At 63.4% G+C, this 18,606-nt stretch carries 19 protein-coding genes; 17 read left to right on the forward strand and 2 right to left on the reverse strand.

Features of this window, described 5'->3' with window-relative positions:
* Positions 1 to 71 precede the first annotated feature (71 nt).
* The 10 genes from dnaN (at position 72) to SOM39_RS10110 (ending at position 11,327) form a co-directional block, all read left to right on the forward strand.
* On the forward strand, positions 72 to 1,172 hold the full coding sequence (gene dnaN / locus SOM39_RS10065) for a DNA polymerase III subunit beta (protein ID WP_068848019.1): 1,101 nt from the start codon (positions 72 to 74) through the stop codon (positions 1,170 to 1,172).
* A gap of 797 nt (positions 1,173 to 1,969) precedes the next feature.
* Positions 1,970 to 3,067: a DNA replication/repair protein RecF gene (recF, locus tag SOM39_RS10070; protein ID WP_320458245.1), complete on the forward strand. Its 1,098-nt coding sequence runs from the start codon at positions 1,970 to 1,972 to the stop codon at positions 3,065 to 3,067.
* A gap of 110 nt (positions 3,068 to 3,177) precedes the next feature.
* Positions 3,178 to 5,637, forward strand: coding sequence for a DNA topoisomerase (ATP-hydrolyzing) subunit B (gene gyrB, locus SOM39_RS10075; RefSeq protein ID WP_068848023.1), 2,460 nt, complete (start codon positions 3,178 to 3,180; stop codon positions 5,635 to 5,637).
* A 73-nt stretch (positions 5,638 to 5,710) separates the two neighbouring features.
* On the forward strand, positions 5,711 to 6,550 hold the full coding sequence (locus SOM39_RS10080; protein ID WP_093535449.1) for a CPBP family intramembrane glutamic endopeptidase: 840 nt from the start codon (positions 5,711 to 5,713) through the stop codon (positions 6,548 to 6,550).
* A 69-nt stretch (positions 6,551 to 6,619) separates the two neighbouring features.
* Complete coding sequence (locus tag SOM39_RS10085) at positions 6,620 to 7,426, forward strand: M48 family metallopeptidase (protein WP_093535447.1); 807 nt, start codon at positions 6,620 to 6,622, stop codon at positions 7,424 to 7,426.
* 132 nt (positions 7,427 to 7,558) lie between these two features.
* Positions 7,559 to 8,764 (forward strand): tetratricopeptide repeat protein, encoded by a 1,206-nt coding sequence (locus SOM39_RS10090; RefSeq protein ID WP_093535445.1) that lies wholly within the window; start codon positions 7,559 to 7,561, stop codon positions 8,762 to 8,764.
* A 145-nt stretch (positions 8,765 to 8,909) separates the two neighbouring features.
* Positions 8,910 to 9,578 (forward strand): energy transducer TonB, encoded by a 669-nt coding sequence (locus SOM39_RS10095; RefSeq protein ID WP_068848031.1) that lies wholly within the window; start codon positions 8,910 to 8,912, stop codon positions 9,576 to 9,578.
* 84 nt (positions 9,579 to 9,662) lie between these two features.
* Positions 9,663 to 10,424, forward strand: coding sequence for a TonB-system energizer ExbB (gene exbB, locus SOM39_RS10100; protein ID WP_068848033.1), 762 nt, complete (start codon positions 9,663 to 9,665; stop codon positions 10,422 to 10,424).
* Between the two features lie 57 nt (positions 10,425 to 10,481).
* A complete protein-coding gene (locus SOM39_RS10105; protein ID WP_068848035.1) occupies positions 10,482 to 10,907 on the forward strand; it encodes an ExbD/TolR family protein in 426 nt (141 codons plus the stop codon).
* Positions 10,908 to 10,910: 3 nt separating this feature from the next.
* Positions 10,911 to 11,327, forward strand: coding sequence for an ExbD/TolR family protein (locus SOM39_RS10110; RefSeq protein WP_068848037.1), 417 nt, complete (start codon positions 10,911 to 10,913; stop codon positions 11,325 to 11,327).
* Positions 11,328 to 11,526: 199 nt separating this feature from the next.
* On the opposite strand, the gene SOM39_RS10115 is transcribed toward SOM39_RS10110, so the two are convergent.
* A complete protein-coding gene (locus SOM39_RS10115) occupies positions 11,527 to 12,156 on the reverse strand; it encodes a hypothetical protein (RefSeq protein ID WP_320458246.1) in 630 nt (209 codons plus the stop codon).
* 116 nt (positions 12,157 to 12,272) lie between these two features.
* Between SOM39_RS10115 and cls the strand changes: the two genes are divergently transcribed.
* The 7 genes from cls (at position 12,273) to SOM39_RS10150 (ending at position 17,893) form a co-directional block, all read left to right on the forward strand.
* Positions 12,273 to 13,742 carry a cardiolipin synthase gene (gene cls, locus SOM39_RS10120; RefSeq protein WP_068848041.1) on the forward strand — a complete coding sequence of 490 codons (1,470 nt, stop codon included), beginning with the start codon at positions 12,273 to 12,275 and terminating at the stop codon, positions 13,740 to 13,742.
* Positions 13,743 to 13,805: 63 nt separating this feature from the next.
* A complete protein-coding gene (locus SOM39_RS10125; RefSeq protein ID WP_320458474.1) occupies positions 13,806 to 14,090 on the forward strand; it encodes a hypothetical protein in 285 nt (94 codons plus the stop codon).
* On the forward strand, positions 14,087 to 14,830 hold the full coding sequence (locus SOM39_RS10130; protein WP_320458247.1) for a pyridoxine 5'-phosphate synthase: 744 nt from the start codon (positions 14,087 to 14,089) through the stop codon (positions 14,828 to 14,830). Before SOM39_RS10125 ends, SOM39_RS10130 begins: the two co-directional genes overlap by 4 nt.
* Before the next feature lie 257 nt (positions 14,831 to 15,087).
* Positions 15,088 to 16,179, forward strand: coding sequence for a PA0069 family radical SAM protein (locus tag SOM39_RS10135; protein ID WP_320458248.1), 1,092 nt, complete (start codon positions 15,088 to 15,090; stop codon positions 16,177 to 16,179).
* Between the two features lie 69 nt (positions 16,180 to 16,248).
* Positions 16,249 to 16,767 (forward strand): hypothetical protein, encoded by a 519-nt coding sequence (locus SOM39_RS10140; protein WP_320458249.1) that lies wholly within the window; start codon positions 16,249 to 16,251, stop codon positions 16,765 to 16,767.
* A 193-nt stretch (positions 16,768 to 16,960) separates the two neighbouring features.
* Complete coding sequence (locus tag SOM39_RS10145) at positions 16,961 to 17,218, forward strand: hypothetical protein (RefSeq protein ID WP_095362396.1); 258 nt, start codon at positions 16,961 to 16,963, stop codon at positions 17,216 to 17,218.
* Between the two features lie 282 nt (positions 17,219 to 17,500).
* Entirely contained in the window at positions 17,501 to 17,893 is a 393-nt protein-coding gene (locus tag SOM39_RS10150; protein ID WP_237334296.1) for a hypothetical protein, read from the forward strand.
* On the opposite strand, the gene SOM39_RS10155 is transcribed toward SOM39_RS10150, so the two are convergent.
* Positions 17,880 to 18,437, reverse strand: a complete 558-nt coding sequence (locus tag SOM39_RS10155) for a transglycosylase domain-containing protein (RefSeq protein WP_320458250.1) — start codon at positions 18,435 to 18,437, stop codon at positions 17,880 to 17,882. The genes SOM39_RS10150 and SOM39_RS10155 overlap by 14 nt on opposite strands.
* Positions 18,438 to 18,606: the final 169 nt, after the last annotated feature.

An 18,606-nucleotide genomic window follows, 5' to 3' on the forward strand; every position in this document is an offset into this window, starting at 1 on the left:
CTGGCTCTACCATCACCACCAAGCTTTTGATTTATTCCACATCTTTTTAAAGCATAGGGGCACGGAACCACATGCGTTTCACACTGCAGCGCGAAGCCTTTCTCAAGCCGTTGGCACAAGTCGTCAACGTGGTCGAACGCCGCCAGACCTTGCCGGTTCTGGCTAATTTCCTGGTCCAGGTCCAGAACGGGCAGCTGTCGCTGACCGGTACCGACCTGGAAGTGGAGATGGTGTCGCGGATCGCGGTGGATGATGCCCAGGACGGCGAGACCACCATCCCGGCACGCAAACTGTTCGAGATCATCCGCGCCCTGCCCGACGGCAGCCGGATCACCGTCTCGCAGACCGGTGACAAGATCACCGTGCAGGCCGGCCGCAGCCGCTTTACCCTGGCAACGCTGCCGGCCAATGACTTCCCGTCGGTGGACGAAGTGGAAGCCACCGAGCGCGTGGCCATCGGCGAAGCCACCCTGAAGGAGCTGATCGAACGCACCGCGTTCGCGATGGCCCAGCAGGACGTGCGCTACTACCTCAACGGCCTCCTGTTTGACCTGCGCGGCGATGCGCTGCGCACTGTTGCCACCGACGGCCACCGCCTGGCGCTATGCGAAACCGACCTGGAAAAGGCCAGTGGCGCCAAGCGCCAGATCATTGTGCCGCGCAAGGGCGTAACCGAACTGCAGCGCCTGCTGGAAAGCGGGGATCGTGAGATCGAACTGGAAGTCGGCCGCAGCCACGTGCGCGTCAAGCGCGACGATGTGACCTTCACCTCGAAGTTGATCGACGGCCGCTTCCCGGATTACGAGGCCGTGATTCCGATCGGTGCCGACCGTGAAGTGAAGGTGGATCGCGAAGCCCTGCGTGCCTCCTTGCAGCGTGCCGCGATTCTGTCCAACGAGAAGTACCGCGGCATCCGCGTGGAAGTCTCGCCGGGCAACCTGAAGATCAGCGCGCACAACCCGGAGCAGGAAGAAGCCCAGGAAGAGATCGAAGCGGATACCACCGTGAGCGATCTGGCCATTGGCTTCAACGTGAACTATCTGTTGGATGCCCTGTCCGCACTGCGCGATGAGCACGTGGTCATCCAGCTGCGCGACTCCAACTCCTCGGCCCTGGTTCGCGAAGCCAGCAGCGAGAAGTCGCGCCACGTGGTAATGCCGCTGCGTCTCTGACCGGATGCTTGGTTCCACGTGGAACCGCGGTAACCAGGAAGCCCGGCCAAGCGCCGGGTTTCTTTTTGCTCGGACGTTCCACGTGGATCCTCGGACAAGCAGCACGCGTATAGCCAGGCCGTGCGTGACTGCTTGTGATCTTGCTTCTTGCCGCTGCGGTTGGACAACCGAACCTACTCGAGGCGGGGGACGTTCAAATCTCACGACAAGATCAGCCAAGCAGGGCATGGTTCACCAGGTTCGCAGAACGCGTGGGTTTGCCCCCTGATTCCCAGCTCTAAGCTTTTAAAAACTGTATATAAATCTAAAGCTAGGTGGTGGTGGTAGAGGCAGATTTGGTTGAAAAGTACCTTATCTCCCTGAATTTAAAGGGAAATATGGTGCTGAAACCCCCGGTAGAACAGGGTCTGAGCCTGGGGTTCAACCTGTGGATATCTTTCAGCGGTACCCAAGGTGCCTTTTTTATCCACAGATTGTGCAGAGATTGTGCATAAGTCATACAGACCCCCTGTGGATAGCCAGAAATGGAAGACGTCAATCTCGCAAGATCTGAGAACGCCTACCCTGCTCCGCGTTTCAGATTTCAAAGAATCGAGCGGGTAATCCCATTTGCCCGACGTGCACCCCCATCCCGAAGACGCGCGAATTTCTTGAAATCTGCACGGCTTCACCCTTGACGCTCTGTCAGATTTCAAAGGATTCACGGCGTCTCGAACGTGCGGCGAATCCACCCCGATGCAGTAAGCTGATCGATTCCCCCAACCTCTCTGCCGCATCTGCGGCGTTGATCCGACCGCATGCACATCCGTCGTCTGTCCCTGCACCAGGTTCGCCGCTTCGACAGCGTGGAACTGGCGCCGCAACCGGGCATCAACCTGATCACTGGCGACAACGGCGCAGGCAAGACCAGCGTGCTCGAAGCGCTGCACGTAATGGCCTACGGGCGCAGTTTCCGCGGTCGCGTGCGGGATGGGCTGGTGCGCCAGGGCCAGGACGCTTTGGATGTCTTCGTTGAATGGGACGAACAGCGTTCAGGGGCGGAATCGGCCGCGCGCCGCAAAGCCGGGCTGCGCCACAGCGGGCAGGAATGGAAGGGACGGCTGGATGGTGAAGACGTTGCGCAGCTGGGAAACCTTTGCGCGGCCTTGGCTGTTGTCACCTTTGAGCCGGGCAGCCACGCGCTGGTCAGCGGTGGCGGCGAGCCGCGTCGCCGGTTCCTGGATTGGGGTTTGTTCCACGTGGAACCAGACTTCCTCGCCCTCTGGCGGCGGTACTCGCGGGCGCTGAAGCAGCGCAATGCCCTTCTCAAGCAAGGCGGGCACCCGAATGCACTGGATGCATGGGACCGCGAGCTGGCAGAAGCCGGCGAACCGCTCACCACCCGGCGCCAGCACTACCTGGACCGCCTGCAGGACCGAACCATTGGCCTGGCGCAGGATCTGGCCCCGAACCTGGGCATCCAGTCACTGACCCTGAGCCCCGGCTGGCGCAAACACGAGCTTTCCCTGTCCGACGCCCTCCTGTTGGCCCGGGAACGTGACCGGTTGGCGGGCTACACCTCCGTGGGCCCGCACCGGGCCGACTGGAGCGTGGGGTTTGCCAGCATTCCCGGCCGCGACGCGCTCTCGCGCGGGCAGGCCAAACTCACCGCCCTCACCTGCCTGTTGGCCCAGGCAGAGGATTACGCCGAACAGCGCGGCGAATGGCCGGTAATCGCGCTGGATGACCTCGCGTCCGAGCTGGATCGGACCCATCAAGCCCGGGTACTGGATCGTCTGCGCGCAGGCCCGGCGCAGATATTCATCACCGCCACCGAAACGCCCGCCGCGCTGCAGGACCGCACCGATATCACCCGGTTCCACGTGGAACATGGCCACGTCCAGCTTGTGCCATAGTGCCGGCAGGGGCCGAAGCGCCCGGCTGGTATAATTGCTGTTGCAACCCCTTATCCATCGGCGCCCCGCTTCCTGCGGCGGCCCGAACTGCGGAGCCTATGGCAAGCGCAATGACTGAAGAACAGAACACTCCGGCACCTACCGGCAATTACGACGCCAACAGCATTACCGCCCTGGAAGGCCTGGAGGCGGTCCGCAAGCGGCCCGGCATGTACATCGGCGACGTCCATGACGGCACCGGTCTGCACCACATGGTGTTCGAAGTCGTCGACAACTCCATCGACGAAGCGCTGGCAGGCCACGCCGACCACGTTGCGGTGACGATCCACGCCGACGGCTCGGTCTCCGTGTCCGACAACGGCCGTGGCATCCCCACCGGCAAGCACGGACAGATGAGCCAGAAGCTCGGCCGCGACGTGTCCGCTGCCGAAGTGGTCATGACCGTGCTGCACGCGGGCGGCAAGTTCGACGACAACAGTTACAAGGTTTCCGGCGGCCTGCACGGCGTCGGCGTCAGCGTGGTCAACGCACTGTCGCAGAAGCTCACCCTGGACATCTTCCAGAGCGGCTTCCACTTCCACCAGGAATACGCCGATGGCGCGGCCGTAAGCCCGCTGGCCCAGGTCGAAACCAGCACGAAGCGCGGTACCACCCTGCGCTTCTGGCCGTCGGTGGTCGCGTTCCACGACAACGTCGAGTTCCACTACGAGATCCTGGCGCGCCGCCTGCGCGAACTCTCGTTCCTGAACTCCGGGGTCAAGATCGTCCTGGTCGATGAGCGTGGCGATGGCCGCCGTGACGACTTCCACTACGAAGGCGGCATCCGCAGCTTCGTGGAGCATCTGGCGCAGTTGAAGACCCCGCTGCACCCGAACGTGATCTCGGTCACCGGCGAATCCAACGGCATCACCGTCGACGTGGCGCTGCAGTGGACCGATTCCTACCAGGAAACGATGTACTGCTTCACCAACAACATCCCGCAGAAGGACGGCGGTACCCACCTTGCCGGCTTCCGCGGCGCGCTGACCCGTGTGCTCAACAATTACATCGAGCAGAACGGCATCGCCAAGCAGGCCAAGATCAACCTGACCGGCGACGACATGCGCGAAGGCATGATCGCCGTGCTCTCGGTGAAGGTGCCCGACCCCAGCTTCTCCAGCCAGACCAAGGAAAAGCTGGTCAGCTCGGATGTGCGTCCGGCCGTAGAAAGCGCGTTCGGCCAGCGCCTGGAAGAGTTCCTGCAGGAAAACCCGAACGAAGCCAAGGCCATCGCCGGCAAAATCGTCGATGCCGCCCGCGCCCGCGAAGCCGCGCGCAAGGCGCGCGACCTGACCCGCCGCAAGGGCGCGTTGGATATCGCCGGCCTGCCCGGGAAGCTGGCCGACTGCCAGGAGAAGGACCCGGCGCTGTCCGAACTGTTCATCGTCGAGGGTGACTCCGCAGGTGGTTCGGCCAAGCAGGGCCGCAACCGCAAGAACCAGGCCGTGCTGCCGCTGCGCGGCAAGATCCTCAACGTGGAACGTGCCCGCTTCGACCGCATGCTGGCCTCCGACCAGGTCGGTACGCTGATCACCGCGTTGGGCACCGGCATCGGCCGCGACGAGTACAACCCGGACAAGCTGCGCTACCACCGCATCATCATCATGACCGACGCCGACGTCGACGGTGCGCACATCCGCACCCTGCTGCTCACCTTCTTCTACCGGCAGATGCCGGAGCTGATCGAGCGTGGCCACGTCTACATCGGCCTGCCGCCGCTGTACAAGATCAAGCAGGGCAAGCAGGAGCTGTACCTGAAGGACGACCCCGCGCTGGATGCCTACCTGGCCAGCAACGCGGTCGAAAACGCCTCGCTGATTCCGGCCGAGAACGAGCCGGCCATCGAAGGCGTCGCCCTGGAAAAGCTGCTGCTGGCCTACGCCTCGGCGCAGGAAGCGATCGGCCGCAATGCCCATCGCTACGACCGCCAGGTGCTTGAAGCCCTGGTCGATTTCACTCCGATGGACCTGGAGCACCTGCGCAAGGCAGGCGCCGACGAAGGTCTGGCCGCACTGGCCAAGCGCCTCAACCAGGGCAGCCTGGGCTCGCCGCGCTTCAGCCTGGAACTGCAGGAACCCACCGAAGAGCGTCCCGCTGCGCTGCTGGTCACCCGTCGCCACATGGGCGAACAGTTGATCCAGGTGCTGCCGCTGTCGGCCTTCGAAACCGGCGAACTGCGTGCCCTGCACCAGTCCTCGCTGCTGCTTCATGGGCTGGTGCGTGAAGGTGCCAAGATCGTCCGCGGTGCCAAGTCGTCGGAGATCGGTGGTTTCGCCGATGCCCGCAACTGGCTGCTGGACGAAGCCAAGAAGGGTCGCCAGATCCAGCGCTTCAAGGGCTTGGGCGAAATGAATCCCGAACAGCTGTGGGACACCACCGTGAACCCCGATACGCGCCGGCTGCTGCAGGTGCGCATCGAGGACGCCGTGGCGGCCGACCAGATCTTCAGCACCCTGATGGGTGACGTGGTGGAACCGCGCCGCGATTTCATCGAAGACAACGCGCTGCGGGTCGCCAACCTGGATATCTGACACAATCGGCTCAGGGCCGGCCGGTTGCGACCTGCAACCGGCCTGGCCACCGCCTATTGCTGCCAGGAACCCGATGTCCGCTACCGCCCCGGCGTCCACCACGCCTCCGCTGCCGCCCGCCCTGCCCAAGGCGCCCCAACGGAAACCAGGCTCCCCGATCGCGGGATTCCTGATCGATCTCGGTATCGCCACGCTCTCGCTGCTCGCCTTGAGCATGGCCAGCGGCCTGCTATGGGGCCTCTACCGCGCCGTGATCGTGGTTCGCGACACCGGCGCGCAAGCGGCCGATGCGCTGGCCCAGCAGGTGGGCCAGCCTGGCGCGCTCGCGCAGATCCTGATGGCCGTGTTCGCCACCGGCGGCGCTGCGATTTTCCTGTACTTCCTCAGGCGCCGTGCCGACGCCACCGAGCGCCGCGCCTCGTTCGAGGCGGCCCGCCGGCCGTCCACCTGGGGCTGGACCGCGCTGGTTGCGGTGGGCGTGATCATCGGCAGCAACGGCATCGCCTGGCTGGCCCGGCAGGCGGGCATTGAACCGGTACCCACCAACCTGGCCCTGATGGAACAGGCGCTGGCCCGTTTCCCGTGGTTCCTGGCCCTGTTCGCGATCGTGCTCGCCCCGGCCTACGAAGAACTGCTGTTCCGCCGCGTGCTGTTCGGCCGCCTGTGGCAGGCCGGTCGCCCATGGCTGGGCATGCTGCTCAGCAGCCTGGCGTTCGCGCTGGTCCACGAAGTGCCCGGCACCAGTGCCAACGGCCCGTGGGAAATCGCCCAACTGTGGCTGGTGTACGGCGGCATGGGCGCCGCGTTCGCGTGGCTTTACCAGCGTACCGGCACCTTGTGGGCCCCGATCGTGGCGCATGCGTTGAACAACGCCATCGCCCTGGCGGCGCTGGTATTCCTGGGCTTGCACTGACTCGACGGTTTGACAAAACCTTACATTCGGCCCGCCACACTGCAGACATGAACACGGGAGTCCCCGCCTTTGAAACCCTTGCTGCTCGGACTTGTCATCACCTTGGCGCTCAGCGCCTGCGCCACCACCACCTCGCCCACCGGGCGCAAGCAGATGGTGGGCGGTGTATCGCAGGCCGAGCTGGACCAGCTTGGCGCGCAGGCCTTCGCCGAAACCAAACAGAAGCAGAAGATCAGCAGCGACGGCCGCCAGAACGGCTACGTGCAGTGCGTGGTCAATGCGCTGGTCGCGCAGCTGCCGCCTCAGTACCGTGGCGTACGGTGGGAGACCGCGGTATTCGTCGATGCCGAGCCGAACGCCTTCGCCTTGCCCGGCGGCAAGGTCGGCGTGAACACCGGCATCTTCACCGTGGCCAAGAACCAGGACCAGCTCGCCGCCGTGATCGGGCATGAGATCGGCCACGTCATCTCGCGCCACCACGAAGAGCGCCTCACCCGCCAGATGGGCGCGCAGACCGGCCTGGCCGTGCTTGGTGCGCTGGCCGGCGCGGCATACGGCGACGGCGCGGCCAGCACGGTCAACCAGCTCGGCGGTGCCGGCGCACAGGCCGCCTTCCTTCTGCCCGGGTCGCGCACCCAGGAAAGCGAAGCCGACGTGGTCGGCCAGCGGCTGATGGCCGAGGCAGGGTTCGACCCGGCCCAGGCGGTCAACCTGTGGCAGAACATGATGGCCGCCAGCGGCGGGCGTTCCCCGCAATGGCTGTCCACCCACCCGGACCCGGCCAACCGGATCCGGGAGCTGCAACGCGATGCCCCCGCCCTGACCGGCGTTTTCCAGCAGGCCCAGGCCGCTGGACGGCGCCCGAAGTGCGGGTGATTCGACTAAAGGATGCTGTATTGCAGCATCGGAAACGATTTCTCACGCCATCGGTTTCTGATACGTTTGGCGGCTCAGATTTTTCTGACAGTCCGTTTTGATGCCGCCGCGGCGGTTCGATCGAGGTGAAAGATGATTTTCCGCAACCACAAGCAAGCCGTGCTTTCCGTCCTCATCGCGACCGCCATTGGTGGCGTTGTGGTCACTGACGCCGTCGCCCAGACCCGCTCCACCGATCGCAGCGCCGATCGCCGTGGTGGCAAGAAGGACCAGGCCAAGGCTGAAGCGCTGTACCCGCAGGCCACCCGCGCCGAGCCGGACATCAAGGCATCGCCGAAGCTGGGCAAGCAGCTGCAGAAGATGATCGACAGCTACAACGATCAGAAGTTCCCCGAGACGCTGGCTGCGGCCAATGAAATCCTGGGCAACAGCGCCGCCAATGCGTACGACAAGTCGCTGGCCGCGCAGCTCGCCTCGCAGGCCGCCTACAACACCGACGACAACGCCGCTGCCAAGAAGTACCTGCTGCAGGTGCTGGAATTCAATGGCCTGGACAACAACGGCCACTTCCAGTCGATGTTGATGCTGGGCCAGCTGCAGATCCAGGACGACCAGCTTGCCGAAGGCCTGGCCACCCTGGACAAGTACTTCGCTGAAACCAAGTCGACCAAGCCGGAAGAGCTGATCATCAAGGGCCAGGCCCTGTACCAGCTCGAGCGCTACCAGGAAGCGGTGCCGGTGATCCAGCAGGCCATCGCCGGCGCCACCGAGCCGAAGGACAACTGGAACCAGCTGCTGATGGCCGCCCTGTCCGAGTCCGGCCAGACCGGTGAAGCAGTGAAGCAGGCTGAAGCCCTTGCTGCCAAGAACCCGGCCGACAAGAAGGCCCAGATGAACCTGGCCAGCATGTACCTGCAGGCCGACCAGATGGACAAGGCCGGTGCGGTCATGGACAAGCTCTTCAAGGGCGGCCAGCTGACCGAGGAGCGCGAGTACAAGCAGGCGTACTCCATCTACGCCAACTCGGACAAGAAGGAAGCCGAGGTCATCGCGGTGATCAACGATGGCCTGCAGAAGGGCATCCTGAAGCCGGATTACCAGGTGTACCTGGCCCAGGCCCAGGCGTACTACTACTCGGAACCGCCGCAGGTCGAAAAGGCGATCGAAGCGTGGCAGAAGGCCGCCCCGCTTTCCAAGGACGGTGAAACCTACTTGAACCTGGCACGTGTCTTGCATTCGGAAGGTCGCATTCCGGAGGCCAAGACGGCCGCCCAGCAGGCGCTGGCGAAGGGTGTGAAGAACCAGGCGGATGCCAAGAAAATCATCAACCTGAAGTAAGTAGGAATAACGCCTGAACGCCTGCGTGAGTGATGCGCAGGCGCTCAGGATTGGTATAAGCTTGGAGGTTCCTGCGGTGTCATGCACCGCTGATCATGGGCTATCTGTCCCCAGGTACCCGGCCCCACTAATGAGCTCTTGGCGCATGACGGAACAACTAGTCGTTCACAGGTACGAACAACGCGATGACACCGGCCTCAGCTGGCCGCGCATCGTGGGTATCGCCTTTGTAATCGCATTGCATCTCGCCGCCCTGATGCTGCTCCTCATCCCCGCCGTGGCCCCCAAGGCCGTGACGGAGAAGGAACGCAACATCATGGTGACCCTGGTCGACGCTCCGCCGCCGCCCCCACCGCCGCCGCCGCCGCCGCCGCCGACTGAAACGCCGCCGCCGCCGGTCAAGAACCTGTCGCCGCCCAAGCCCTCGCCGGTGCCGCCGCCGCCGCAGGCGCCGGTGATCGACGTGCCGGAACCGCGTCCGAACGACATCGTCACGCCGCCGAGTCCGCCGAGCCCGCCGCAGCCCCCGAGTTCCATCGAGGCCAGCGTCGATATCTCGTCCAAGGCCATGAATCCCCCGCGTTACCCGCCGGCCGCGTTCCGCGCAGGTATCCAGGGTGAAGTGATCCTGATCATTGATGTCGATGCCAACGGCAACGTCACCAATGTGTCGGTCGAAAAGTCCAGCCGTAACCGCGATCTGGACCGTGCAGCGATGGAAGCCGCCCGTAAATGGCGCTTCAACGCAGCCGAATCGGGCGGGAAGAAAGCTGCAGGTCGCGTCCGCGTCCCGGTCAACTTTGCGCTGAATTGATGGGCCGGGTGGCCTGCCGGCCACCCTCCTGTCACTTGAACCTAGCTACAACATTCATCACCACACACAACAAAGGTAAGCGTCATGCTGCAGGAACTCTTCATCGCCGCTGCTGCCGGGGGCAACCCGTCGAATGCCCTCTCGCAGATGGGCTTCGAGCATCTGATCCACGAAATGACCTCCAAGCCGGGCGACTTCGCCGTCTCCTGGGTCGTGCTTCTGACCCTGGTGATCATGTCGGCCATGTCCTGGTACTGGACCGTCATCAACATCTTCCGTGCTACCCGCCTGAAGAGCGCTGCTGACAAGGTCGTGAGCCTGTTCTGGGATACCCCGAACGCACAGGACGCCATCCGCGCCATGGAAGAACAGCCGGCTTCCGAGCCGTTCTCCAAGATCGCCCTGGACGCAGCCCAGGCTGCTGCCCACCACCAGCGTGCCGAAGGTGGCGCCACCGGTGGCCTGGGTGAAAACCTGAGCCGTTCGGAGTTCGTCGACCGCGCCCTGCGTCAGGCCGTGACCCGCGAAAGCAACAACCTGCAGTCGGGCATGACCCTGCTGGCCACCGTCGGTGCAACCGCTCCGTTCGTCGGTCTGCTCGGCACCGTGTGGGGCATCTACGGCGCGCTGATCAAGATCGGTGCAACCGGTTCGGCCTCCATCGACGCCGTTGCCGGCCCGGTGGGTGAAGCCCTGATCATGACCGCCATCGGTCTGTTCGTGGCAATCCCGGCCGTGTTCGCCTTCAACTTCTTCAGCAAGATCAACAGCGCCACGATCAGCAAGTTCGATACGTTCGCTCACGACCTGCACGACTTCTTCGCCACCGGTTCGCGCGTCCGCTAATTGCGACGCGCTGTACCCAGCGAGAACGTAGTCAACACGATCTAGACGGAGCCCGTTATGGCTTTCAGTAGTGGTAACAGCGGCGGCCCCATGGCCGACATCAACGTTACGCCCCTCGTGGACGTGATGCTGGTGCTGCTGATCATCTTCATCATCACGGCGCCCCTGATGTCCCATAAGGTCAAGGTCGACCTGCCTGAGGCCAACCTGGTGCAGAAGCCGGAAGATGCGGCTGATCGCAAGGGCCCCATCACCCTGGCGGTGAAGGAAGACGGCTCGATTTACTGGAACGACGAAGAGATCGACAAGCAGACTCTCGAGTCTCGCCTGGCGACCGCCGCCCAGCAGACCCCCCAGCCCCCGCTCAATCTGCGTGGTGACCGCACCACCAAGATGCGCGTCATCAACGAGATGACGAAGGTCGCGCAGGAGCAGGGCATGCTCGACGTTGGCTTCGTGGCCACCAAAGAGAAGGGGCAGTAAGCCATGGCATTCAGTTCTGGTGGTGGCAAGGGCCCAATGGCCGACATCAACGTTACGCCCCTCGTGGACGTGATGCTGGTGCTGTTGATCATCTTCATCGTTACCGCGCCGATCATGACGTACCCGATCGCCGTGGACCTGCCGCAGCGCGTGCTCAACCCACCGCCGCAGCTGGTCGAACCGCCGCCGCCGATCGAGCTGCGGATCGACGCCAGCAACCAGGTGTTCTGGAACAACAGCCCGGTTGCAACGGCTGAGCTCCAGCAGCGTATGGAACAGGAAGTGCAGCGTGACCCGACCAACCAGCCCGAGCTGCGCATCGACGCCAGCCCGGACTCCGAGTACGACGTGATGGCCAAGGTTCTGGCCGCCGCGAAGAACGCGCAGATGAAGAAGATCGGGTTCCAGCAGCAGCAGTAAGACGCAACACCAAGTCATGACGCGACTGGAAAGCGCCCCTGGAAACAGGGGCGCTTTTTTTGTTGGCGCGTTCGGCCATTGACATCAATCCGGGGCCGTTCCACCATGGTCAGGCGCAAGCAACACATAGCCGAGCCATTGCGCATCCCACCTGGTCACCAGGTCCCGGCCGGCCCGGGTATATTCAAGGGAATCGGACTCACGGAGCCTCGCCCAGCATCGCTGGCCGGGGCTTTCGTTCTTGAGGCGCCTCCAGTACATCCGCGAATCGTCTTGGATCGGGTTCATCGTCCTGCTTTGCGCGTCCCCGCAGGATCTCTCCCAATAAAAGATTGAAGGAATAGCGTCCCTTGCCGGGATGCGGCTTGCGCGGATCAAGCGGATACGCGGATTGCACCAGCAGCAGCACACTGTTCGAGCCGTGCCGCTTCCACCGTTTAAGGTTGAAGAAGACGCCATAGCGTTCGCCGCTGTCCAGCCGCACGGCGACATAGTTGTCCGCTGCGGTGCGCTCGCAGGATTGTCGCCCTTCGATCACGTGGCGGATGATCTCCGGAAGCCGCTTCGACAACGTGTATCGAACACCATCAAATGCGCGGCACTCGCGATTGTCGGAAATCATGTCGTCATCAGCTCCACGACTCTGCACAGAGAAGCAATGAAGCCCAAAGCCGACATACAGCACGACCTCCCGGCTGGGGTGCCCCTTAGCGGCAAGCAGGGCGTAGTTGAGACGAAAGGGATGCAGGTGATTCAATGGGAAGGCCTTGCCCTGCCTGTCCCTGTGGGGCATCCAGCGGATTAGACCGCCTGACCAGTTGACCGCCATCCCTTGCTCCATGACACCCTGTTGTGCGTCAAGAGACTCGGGCTACAGGCGCCCCGACTTCAAGGCCAAAACAGTCACGCATGCGTCGGACGCCTTTGTCCGGCTATGATCCGCGGATGCTTGCCACCTACCCCGCGCTTGCCGACTGGCTCCACTGGCTGGATGCCTTTCCGCACCTGCGCCCGCTGCTCATCGCTGCCTACGTCCTGTACCTGCTGTGGTTGATCGGCTGGATCATGCTGCAGAAGCGCGAGCCGGTGGCCACGCTCAGCTGGATCCTTTCGCTGGCCGCCCTGCCCTATCTGGGCCTGTTCGTGTACTACCTGCTCGGGCCGCAGAAGGTGAAACGGCAGCGCCTGCGCCGTGGCCGCGCGCGGTCCGGCATGGAGCACTACAGCAGCGTGTGCCCGCCTGATGCGGACTGCACCGAACTAGCCAAGATCGCGCAGGCCACCACCGGCCTTTCCCCCAGCTCGGCCACCGAAGTGGAGTGGCTGGTGGATGGCGCGCAGACCTATGCCGCGCTGTTGAAGGCCATCGCGCAGGCGCGCGACCACCTGCACGTGGAGTACTACATCTTCAATCCCGACCACGCCGGCACCGCGCTGCGCGATGCCCTGGTCGAACGCGCCAAGGCCGGCGTGCGCGTGCGCCTGCTGCTGGATGCGGTGGGCTCGTCCGGCATCCGCACGCGGTTCCTCAAGCCGCTGCGTGATGCGGGCGCCGAAGTGGCCTGGTTCCACCCACGCCAGCTGCTCAAACCGTTCAAGCGGCCGTGGATGAACATGCGGACCCACCGCAAGCTGGTGGTGATCGATGGACGCGTCGCCTTCACCGGTGGTATCAACATCACCGACGAAGAAGACGAAAGCCGCCGACCCGATGCCTACCGCGACCTGCACATGCGCCTGACCGGCCACGTGGTGCGCAGCCTGCAGCTGGTGTTCGTCGAAGACTGGATCTACGCCACCGGCGAACCGAAGGAGCGCTTCAACATCGCCCAGCTGTGGCCCACCGACATGCCGGGCCGCCAGGACGGCGCCATCAACGCCCAGGTGCTGGTCTCGGGCCCGGACTCGGGCTGGGAAACCATTCACCGCCTGCAGGTGGCCGCCATCCATGAAGCGCGCGAGCGCGTGTGGCTGGTCACGCCCTACTTCGTGCCGGGTGAAGCCGCGCGCATGGCGCTCACCTCGGCCGCACTGGGCGGGTTGGACGTGCGCCTGCTGGTGCCCAAGATGAGCGACTCCTGGTTCGTCACCCAGGCCGCCCGCTCCTACTTCGACGAGCTGCTGCAGGCCGGGGTCAAGATCTACGAGTACGGCCCGCGCATGCTGCACACCAAGGCGTTCATCGCCGACCACGACGTCTGCATCGCCGGCAGCGCCAATTTCGACCACCGCAGTTTCCGCCTCAACTTCGAACTGTCGATGATGATCAGCAGCGCCCAGTGCGTGGCGGAACTGGAGAAAATCCTCATCGCGGAATTCGCCGCTTCCACGCCCGTGCGCAACGACCGGCAGCGCTCGCTGTGGCTGCACCGGGTGCCCGAGGCGTTCGCCCGCCTGGCCTCCCCGCTGCTGTAGCCGCCACGTGGAACCGTCCCCCACCCCGGCGCTACACTGCGCAGGTCAACGGGGAGAATGACAATGTATTGGCTGTTCCTGCTGCTTTCGCTGGGCTGTTTCACCTTTGCCATCAAGACACCGTCCACCGGCCTGATGATGCTGTGGCTGGCCGGCGCACTGGTGTTCCTGCTGGCCTGGATCCGCGGCCGCTACCTGGCCAGCTTTGGCGGCAGCCAGCGGGATACGGCCGGGCCGCACGACATCTACAACGCGATCGACCCTGCCGAGCTGCGCCGGCTGCGCGAGCAGGCCCAGGCCCGGCGCGAGGCCGACCGCGACCCGAATGACCTTCCCCCGAGCCTATGACCCACCTCAGCGTCAACGTGAACAAGATCGCCGTCCTGCGCAATTCGCGCGGCGGCCAGGACCCTGATGTACTGAAGGCGGCCACCGCCTGCCTGGACGCCGGTGCCCACGGCATCACCGTGCACCCACGCCCGGATCGTCGGCATATCCACGCCGAGGACGTGCTCGCCCTCTCGGCGCTGACCACCGCGCGCGGCGTCGAATTCAACATCGAAGGCAACCCATTCGCACCGCCCCGACCGGGTTACCCGGGCCTGCTGCCGCTGTGCGCGCAGACCCGCCCCGCCCAGGCCACCCTGGTGCCCGACAGCGACGGCCAGCTCACCTCCGACCACGGCTTCGACTTCAGCCGCGACGCCGACCGCCTGCGCCCCTTGATCGCCGAACTCAAAAGTTACGGCTGCCGGGTCAGCCTGTTCGTGGACGCCGGCAACCCGGACCTTGCCCAGGCCGCCGAGATCGGCGCCGACCGCATCGAGCTCTACACCGGCCCCTATGCCGAGGCGCACGCCGCAGGCGACGCCACCGTCATGCTCGCTCTGTTCGCCAACGCCGCCCGCCGCGCCCAGGCCGCCGGCCTCGGGGTCAACGCCGGCCACGATCTCTCCCAGGATAACCTCCGGGATTTCCTGCAAACGGTCCCGAACGTCCTCGAAGTGTCGATCGGCCACGCCCTGATCAGCGAAGCCCTGTACGCCGGGCTGGACGCAACGGTAAAGGGCTACCTCGCCCTCCTTTGATGGATCCCGCGCAAACCGTAGATCCGGGCCCTGCCCGGATGCTCTTGGCCGCAATCCAACCGAGCTGAAGAATCCCCTGTGGATAACCCTGGGGAACAAACCCCAACCATTCAGCCCAAACCCAACAGGGGCGCGGATTGCGCTTCCCATCGACCCTGTGGTTAGTAATACTACTAACCCATACCTACCGCTCCGCCCTCCGCCACGCTCCACCCAAGGTCTCAACCCCTGAGACGTCTCGCCGGTAGCCTCTGAAGATGGGTATCGCAATCAAAGGCCGTGGTTCCACCACGCACCTCGCCGGACGTTTCGAAGTCACGGTCAGCGAAGCCATGGACGACGGCTGGGAACCGGAAACCAGCGAAGAATTCGCCGCCCCGCGCCTGCGCACCGAAGTGCGGGCCGAAACAGCGCGGAGCATCATCAGCCGCAACAAATCCCCCGATGTAGGTTTCAGCCAATCGGTGAATCCCTACCGCGGCTGCGAGCACGGCTGCTCGTACTGCTTCGCGCGCCCCTCGCACGCCTTCCTCAATCTGTCCCCCGGCCTGGACTTCGAAACCAAGCTGTTTGCCAAGACCAACGCGCCGCAGCTGCTGCGCAAGGAACTCTCGCGGCCCGCCTACACCCCGCAGCCGATCGCCCTGGGCATCAACACCGACGCCTACCAGCCGATAGAACGCAAGCTCAAACTCACCCGCCAGCTGATCGAAGTGATGCTGGAAACCCAGCACCCGTTCTCGCTCATCACCAAGAACGCCCTCGTCGAGCGCGACATCGACCTGCTCGCCCCACTGGCGGAAAAGAACCTGGTCAGCGTGCATTTCTCGGTGACCTCGCTGGACCCGCACCTGTCGGCCCGCCTTGAGCCGCGCGCATCGGCCCCGCACGCGCGCCTGCGCGCCATGCGCCGCCTGCACGACGCCGGCATTCCCGTGGGCGTGATGGTGGCCCCGGTGATTCCCTGGATCAACGATTCCGAGCTGGAAGCGGTGCTCGAAGCATCACGCGACGCCGGCGCCAGCACCGCCGGCTATGTGCTGCTGCGTTTGCCTTTGGAAGTGGCACCGCTGTTCCGCGACTGGCTCGATACGCATCACCCGGACCGCGCCGCGCACGTGATGAGCACCATCAACCAGCTGCGCGGTGGCAAGGATTACAACAGCGAGTTCGGCACCCGCATGCGCGGCGAAGGCGTCTACGCCGACCTGCTCTCCAGCCGTTTCAAGCTTGCCCGCAAGCGCCTGGGCTTCGACGCGCAGAACAGCCATTGGCCGAAGCTGGACTGCACGAAGTTTGTTCGGCCGCTGCCGCCGAGGGAAGAGTCGCCGCAGGGGTCGTTGTTCTGAATCCCAAGATCTACGACGAAGCCGCTAAGAGAACGGAAGCGGCCAAGACCAACGCTGGAGGTGAGGGCTGTGGCTGCACAAACTAAACCTGTTCTCTATCTTGCTGCAGTTCTTTTATTGGCAGCTTGCAATAGCACGTCAGTAAATTTGAGAACAGGGGAAATTCCTAATGCGACCAACTGCCGTCCGACCTCTGCAATCGCCGATGAAATAGCTGGATCACAGATGGCATGCCATCAAGGAATTGCGGGAGATGGAGTTCAAGTGCTTATTTCGAACGCAAATAGGCGCGCGTCCGTGCGCAGTGACAAGGCTGAAAGAGAGATGACATCGATCTTTATTCGGCCGGCTAGCGCAATAGGCGAGGCAGGCCCTGTCAGGTTCGATGCGTTCTATTCGCAGGGCTTGTTTGACCTGAGGGGAAAAACTGGCTGCGTAGGCGTGTTGGAAGATGGAACAGCGGAGATCAAGAAGTCGGCAAATACAACTACCCTGCACTACAAACTCCAGTTTCGGCTTGTGAGTCCGCTCGGTTGGCCGGAGGACTGCAAAGAACCCCATCGCATAGCAGGAGCTGTTGAGCTGTAGAACCCGCGGGCAAACACCGGCACCGCTTGGCACCAACGCAGGGCAATTTGATGGCACCTTCCCGGCTCTGGTACAACGGATTCGGGCGCTACGACGCCAGTGTCGGCAGCTACATTCAGAGCGACCCAATTGGGCTGAGTGGAGAAGGATCGAGCTGGTAAGGTTCCAAGCGGACTTTCTTTGAGAAATGTAAATGAAGATGAGTGGTCAGGCCCAAAGATGGACACTTCTTGGAGCGCGCACGATCTCCTTGGTCGCTTTCTTCTATGCGCAGTTCAAGGCGGTCAGCACATACAAGCAACTACGCGAGTGCGTGGAACAAGTAGCGCAGCCGGTGGTAATCGAGCTCTGCCAGAATTATCCGGTTTCGATTGAGGGCTACATCTATCTCATCATTGCATCTGTTCTTGTCCTCTTCATTGCTTCTCACCTTCTTGACAAGCAAATCTGAAGTTCGCCTCCTGACCCCAGGTGAATCGTGTAGCCATCTGGATGGTGAGTCCTCTGCCCTGTAACCTCCACCAAGACAGTGAGCCGGCCCGCTTTCCGGCAGAGGTGTCTGCTCCGTCGCCCGTCGCGGCCGCCGCGTGAGGATTCGCCGCAGGGGCAGTTGTTCTGAAGCGTCACACGCCGATACCATTCCGCAGGAGCTGCTCATGGAAGGCAAGAGGACAATCGCACCACCGCTCTCCCCGAAAGAAAGAACACGCCTCTGGGTCGGTTTCCTCCTCTCATGGATCGCGTTGCCTGGGTGCTGGACACCGGCACCGACCTGGTCACGTTTTCAACGGAGCGCGTGATGGACATTGAGAGCTACCTCGCACTCATGCACTTTCACCCCAAGTGGAAAGAGTACGGGCTGGTACCGGCGGACCAGCTGCAACTGCTGATGGAGAGCTACGAACCTGGTATGGAGGATGCTTCCGAACACGACCGCAATGGCGTCTTCCATTGGTGGCTGAAGCAATCTCCGTCGAAAGACGTTCTGCTGAAGCTGGTCGAGCTTTCCTACCTGGACGCTGACCAGCTGATGGCCGACGACGTCAGAAGACACATCACCAAGAGTGAGCGCTTTGACAGAGAAGTCGCGCAAGCCATCGCCCACGGCGCCATCAGAGAGCGTTGAGCTGGGAGCTGCGCGCCCGGGAAAGCAGGATGTCCGTACGCGCCCGCAGCCGCTCCGGATGTTGGGCATAGAGGCCAGGTGCCCATGTGTAGGCAACCACCATCGCAGCCTCTTCGTCCGACAGCGCATCCAATGGCTTGGTGAACAAGCGCTGCGAAAGGGAGTTCAACCCCTGCCCCTTTCCGTTGTAGGCAAGGCTCGCATAGAGTCCCAACACCTCGTCCTGTGACAGGTGCAGGGAGACAAGCCGCTCCCAAAGGAAGCTTCGCACGTGCCAGTCAAGCATGCCTCTGCGGGGCAGCCAACGGGAGTGCAACTGACGCGCCACCACTGCGGACGGCAACGCGCCATCATGCTGTGCGCGGATGTAGGCGCGAACCTTTGAAGGCGGCGAACGATCCAGCGGATCTGCATTCTCCAGGACGGTTCGCATGTGATCGCGATGCGGCCAGAACACCAATGCGTCATAGATCAGGAATGCCACGGCGGGCGCCAGCATCAAGGTGCACACGATGGCGATCAGTACTTTTGCGCGGCGCTTCATGTGCCCTCCTATCCCTGAATGACAGAACCATGGCCTGGCTGTACAACCTCGCCACCGCGACCGCCAGACAGCATATCGCCCTGGCGCCCGCCCGCGCATGCAGGAAGTGAAGACGCAGGTCTCGCCGATTTCACCTGCCTTCGCGCAGCCTCTGGGTGCCAGCTGCACA

The organism is Stenotrophomonas sp. CFBP8994, from assembly GCF_034044835.1.
In the GTDB taxonomy this organism is placed as follows: domain Bacteria; phylum Pseudomonadota; class Gammaproteobacteria; order Xanthomonadales; family Xanthomonadaceae; genus Stenotrophomonas; species Stenotrophomonas rhizophila_A.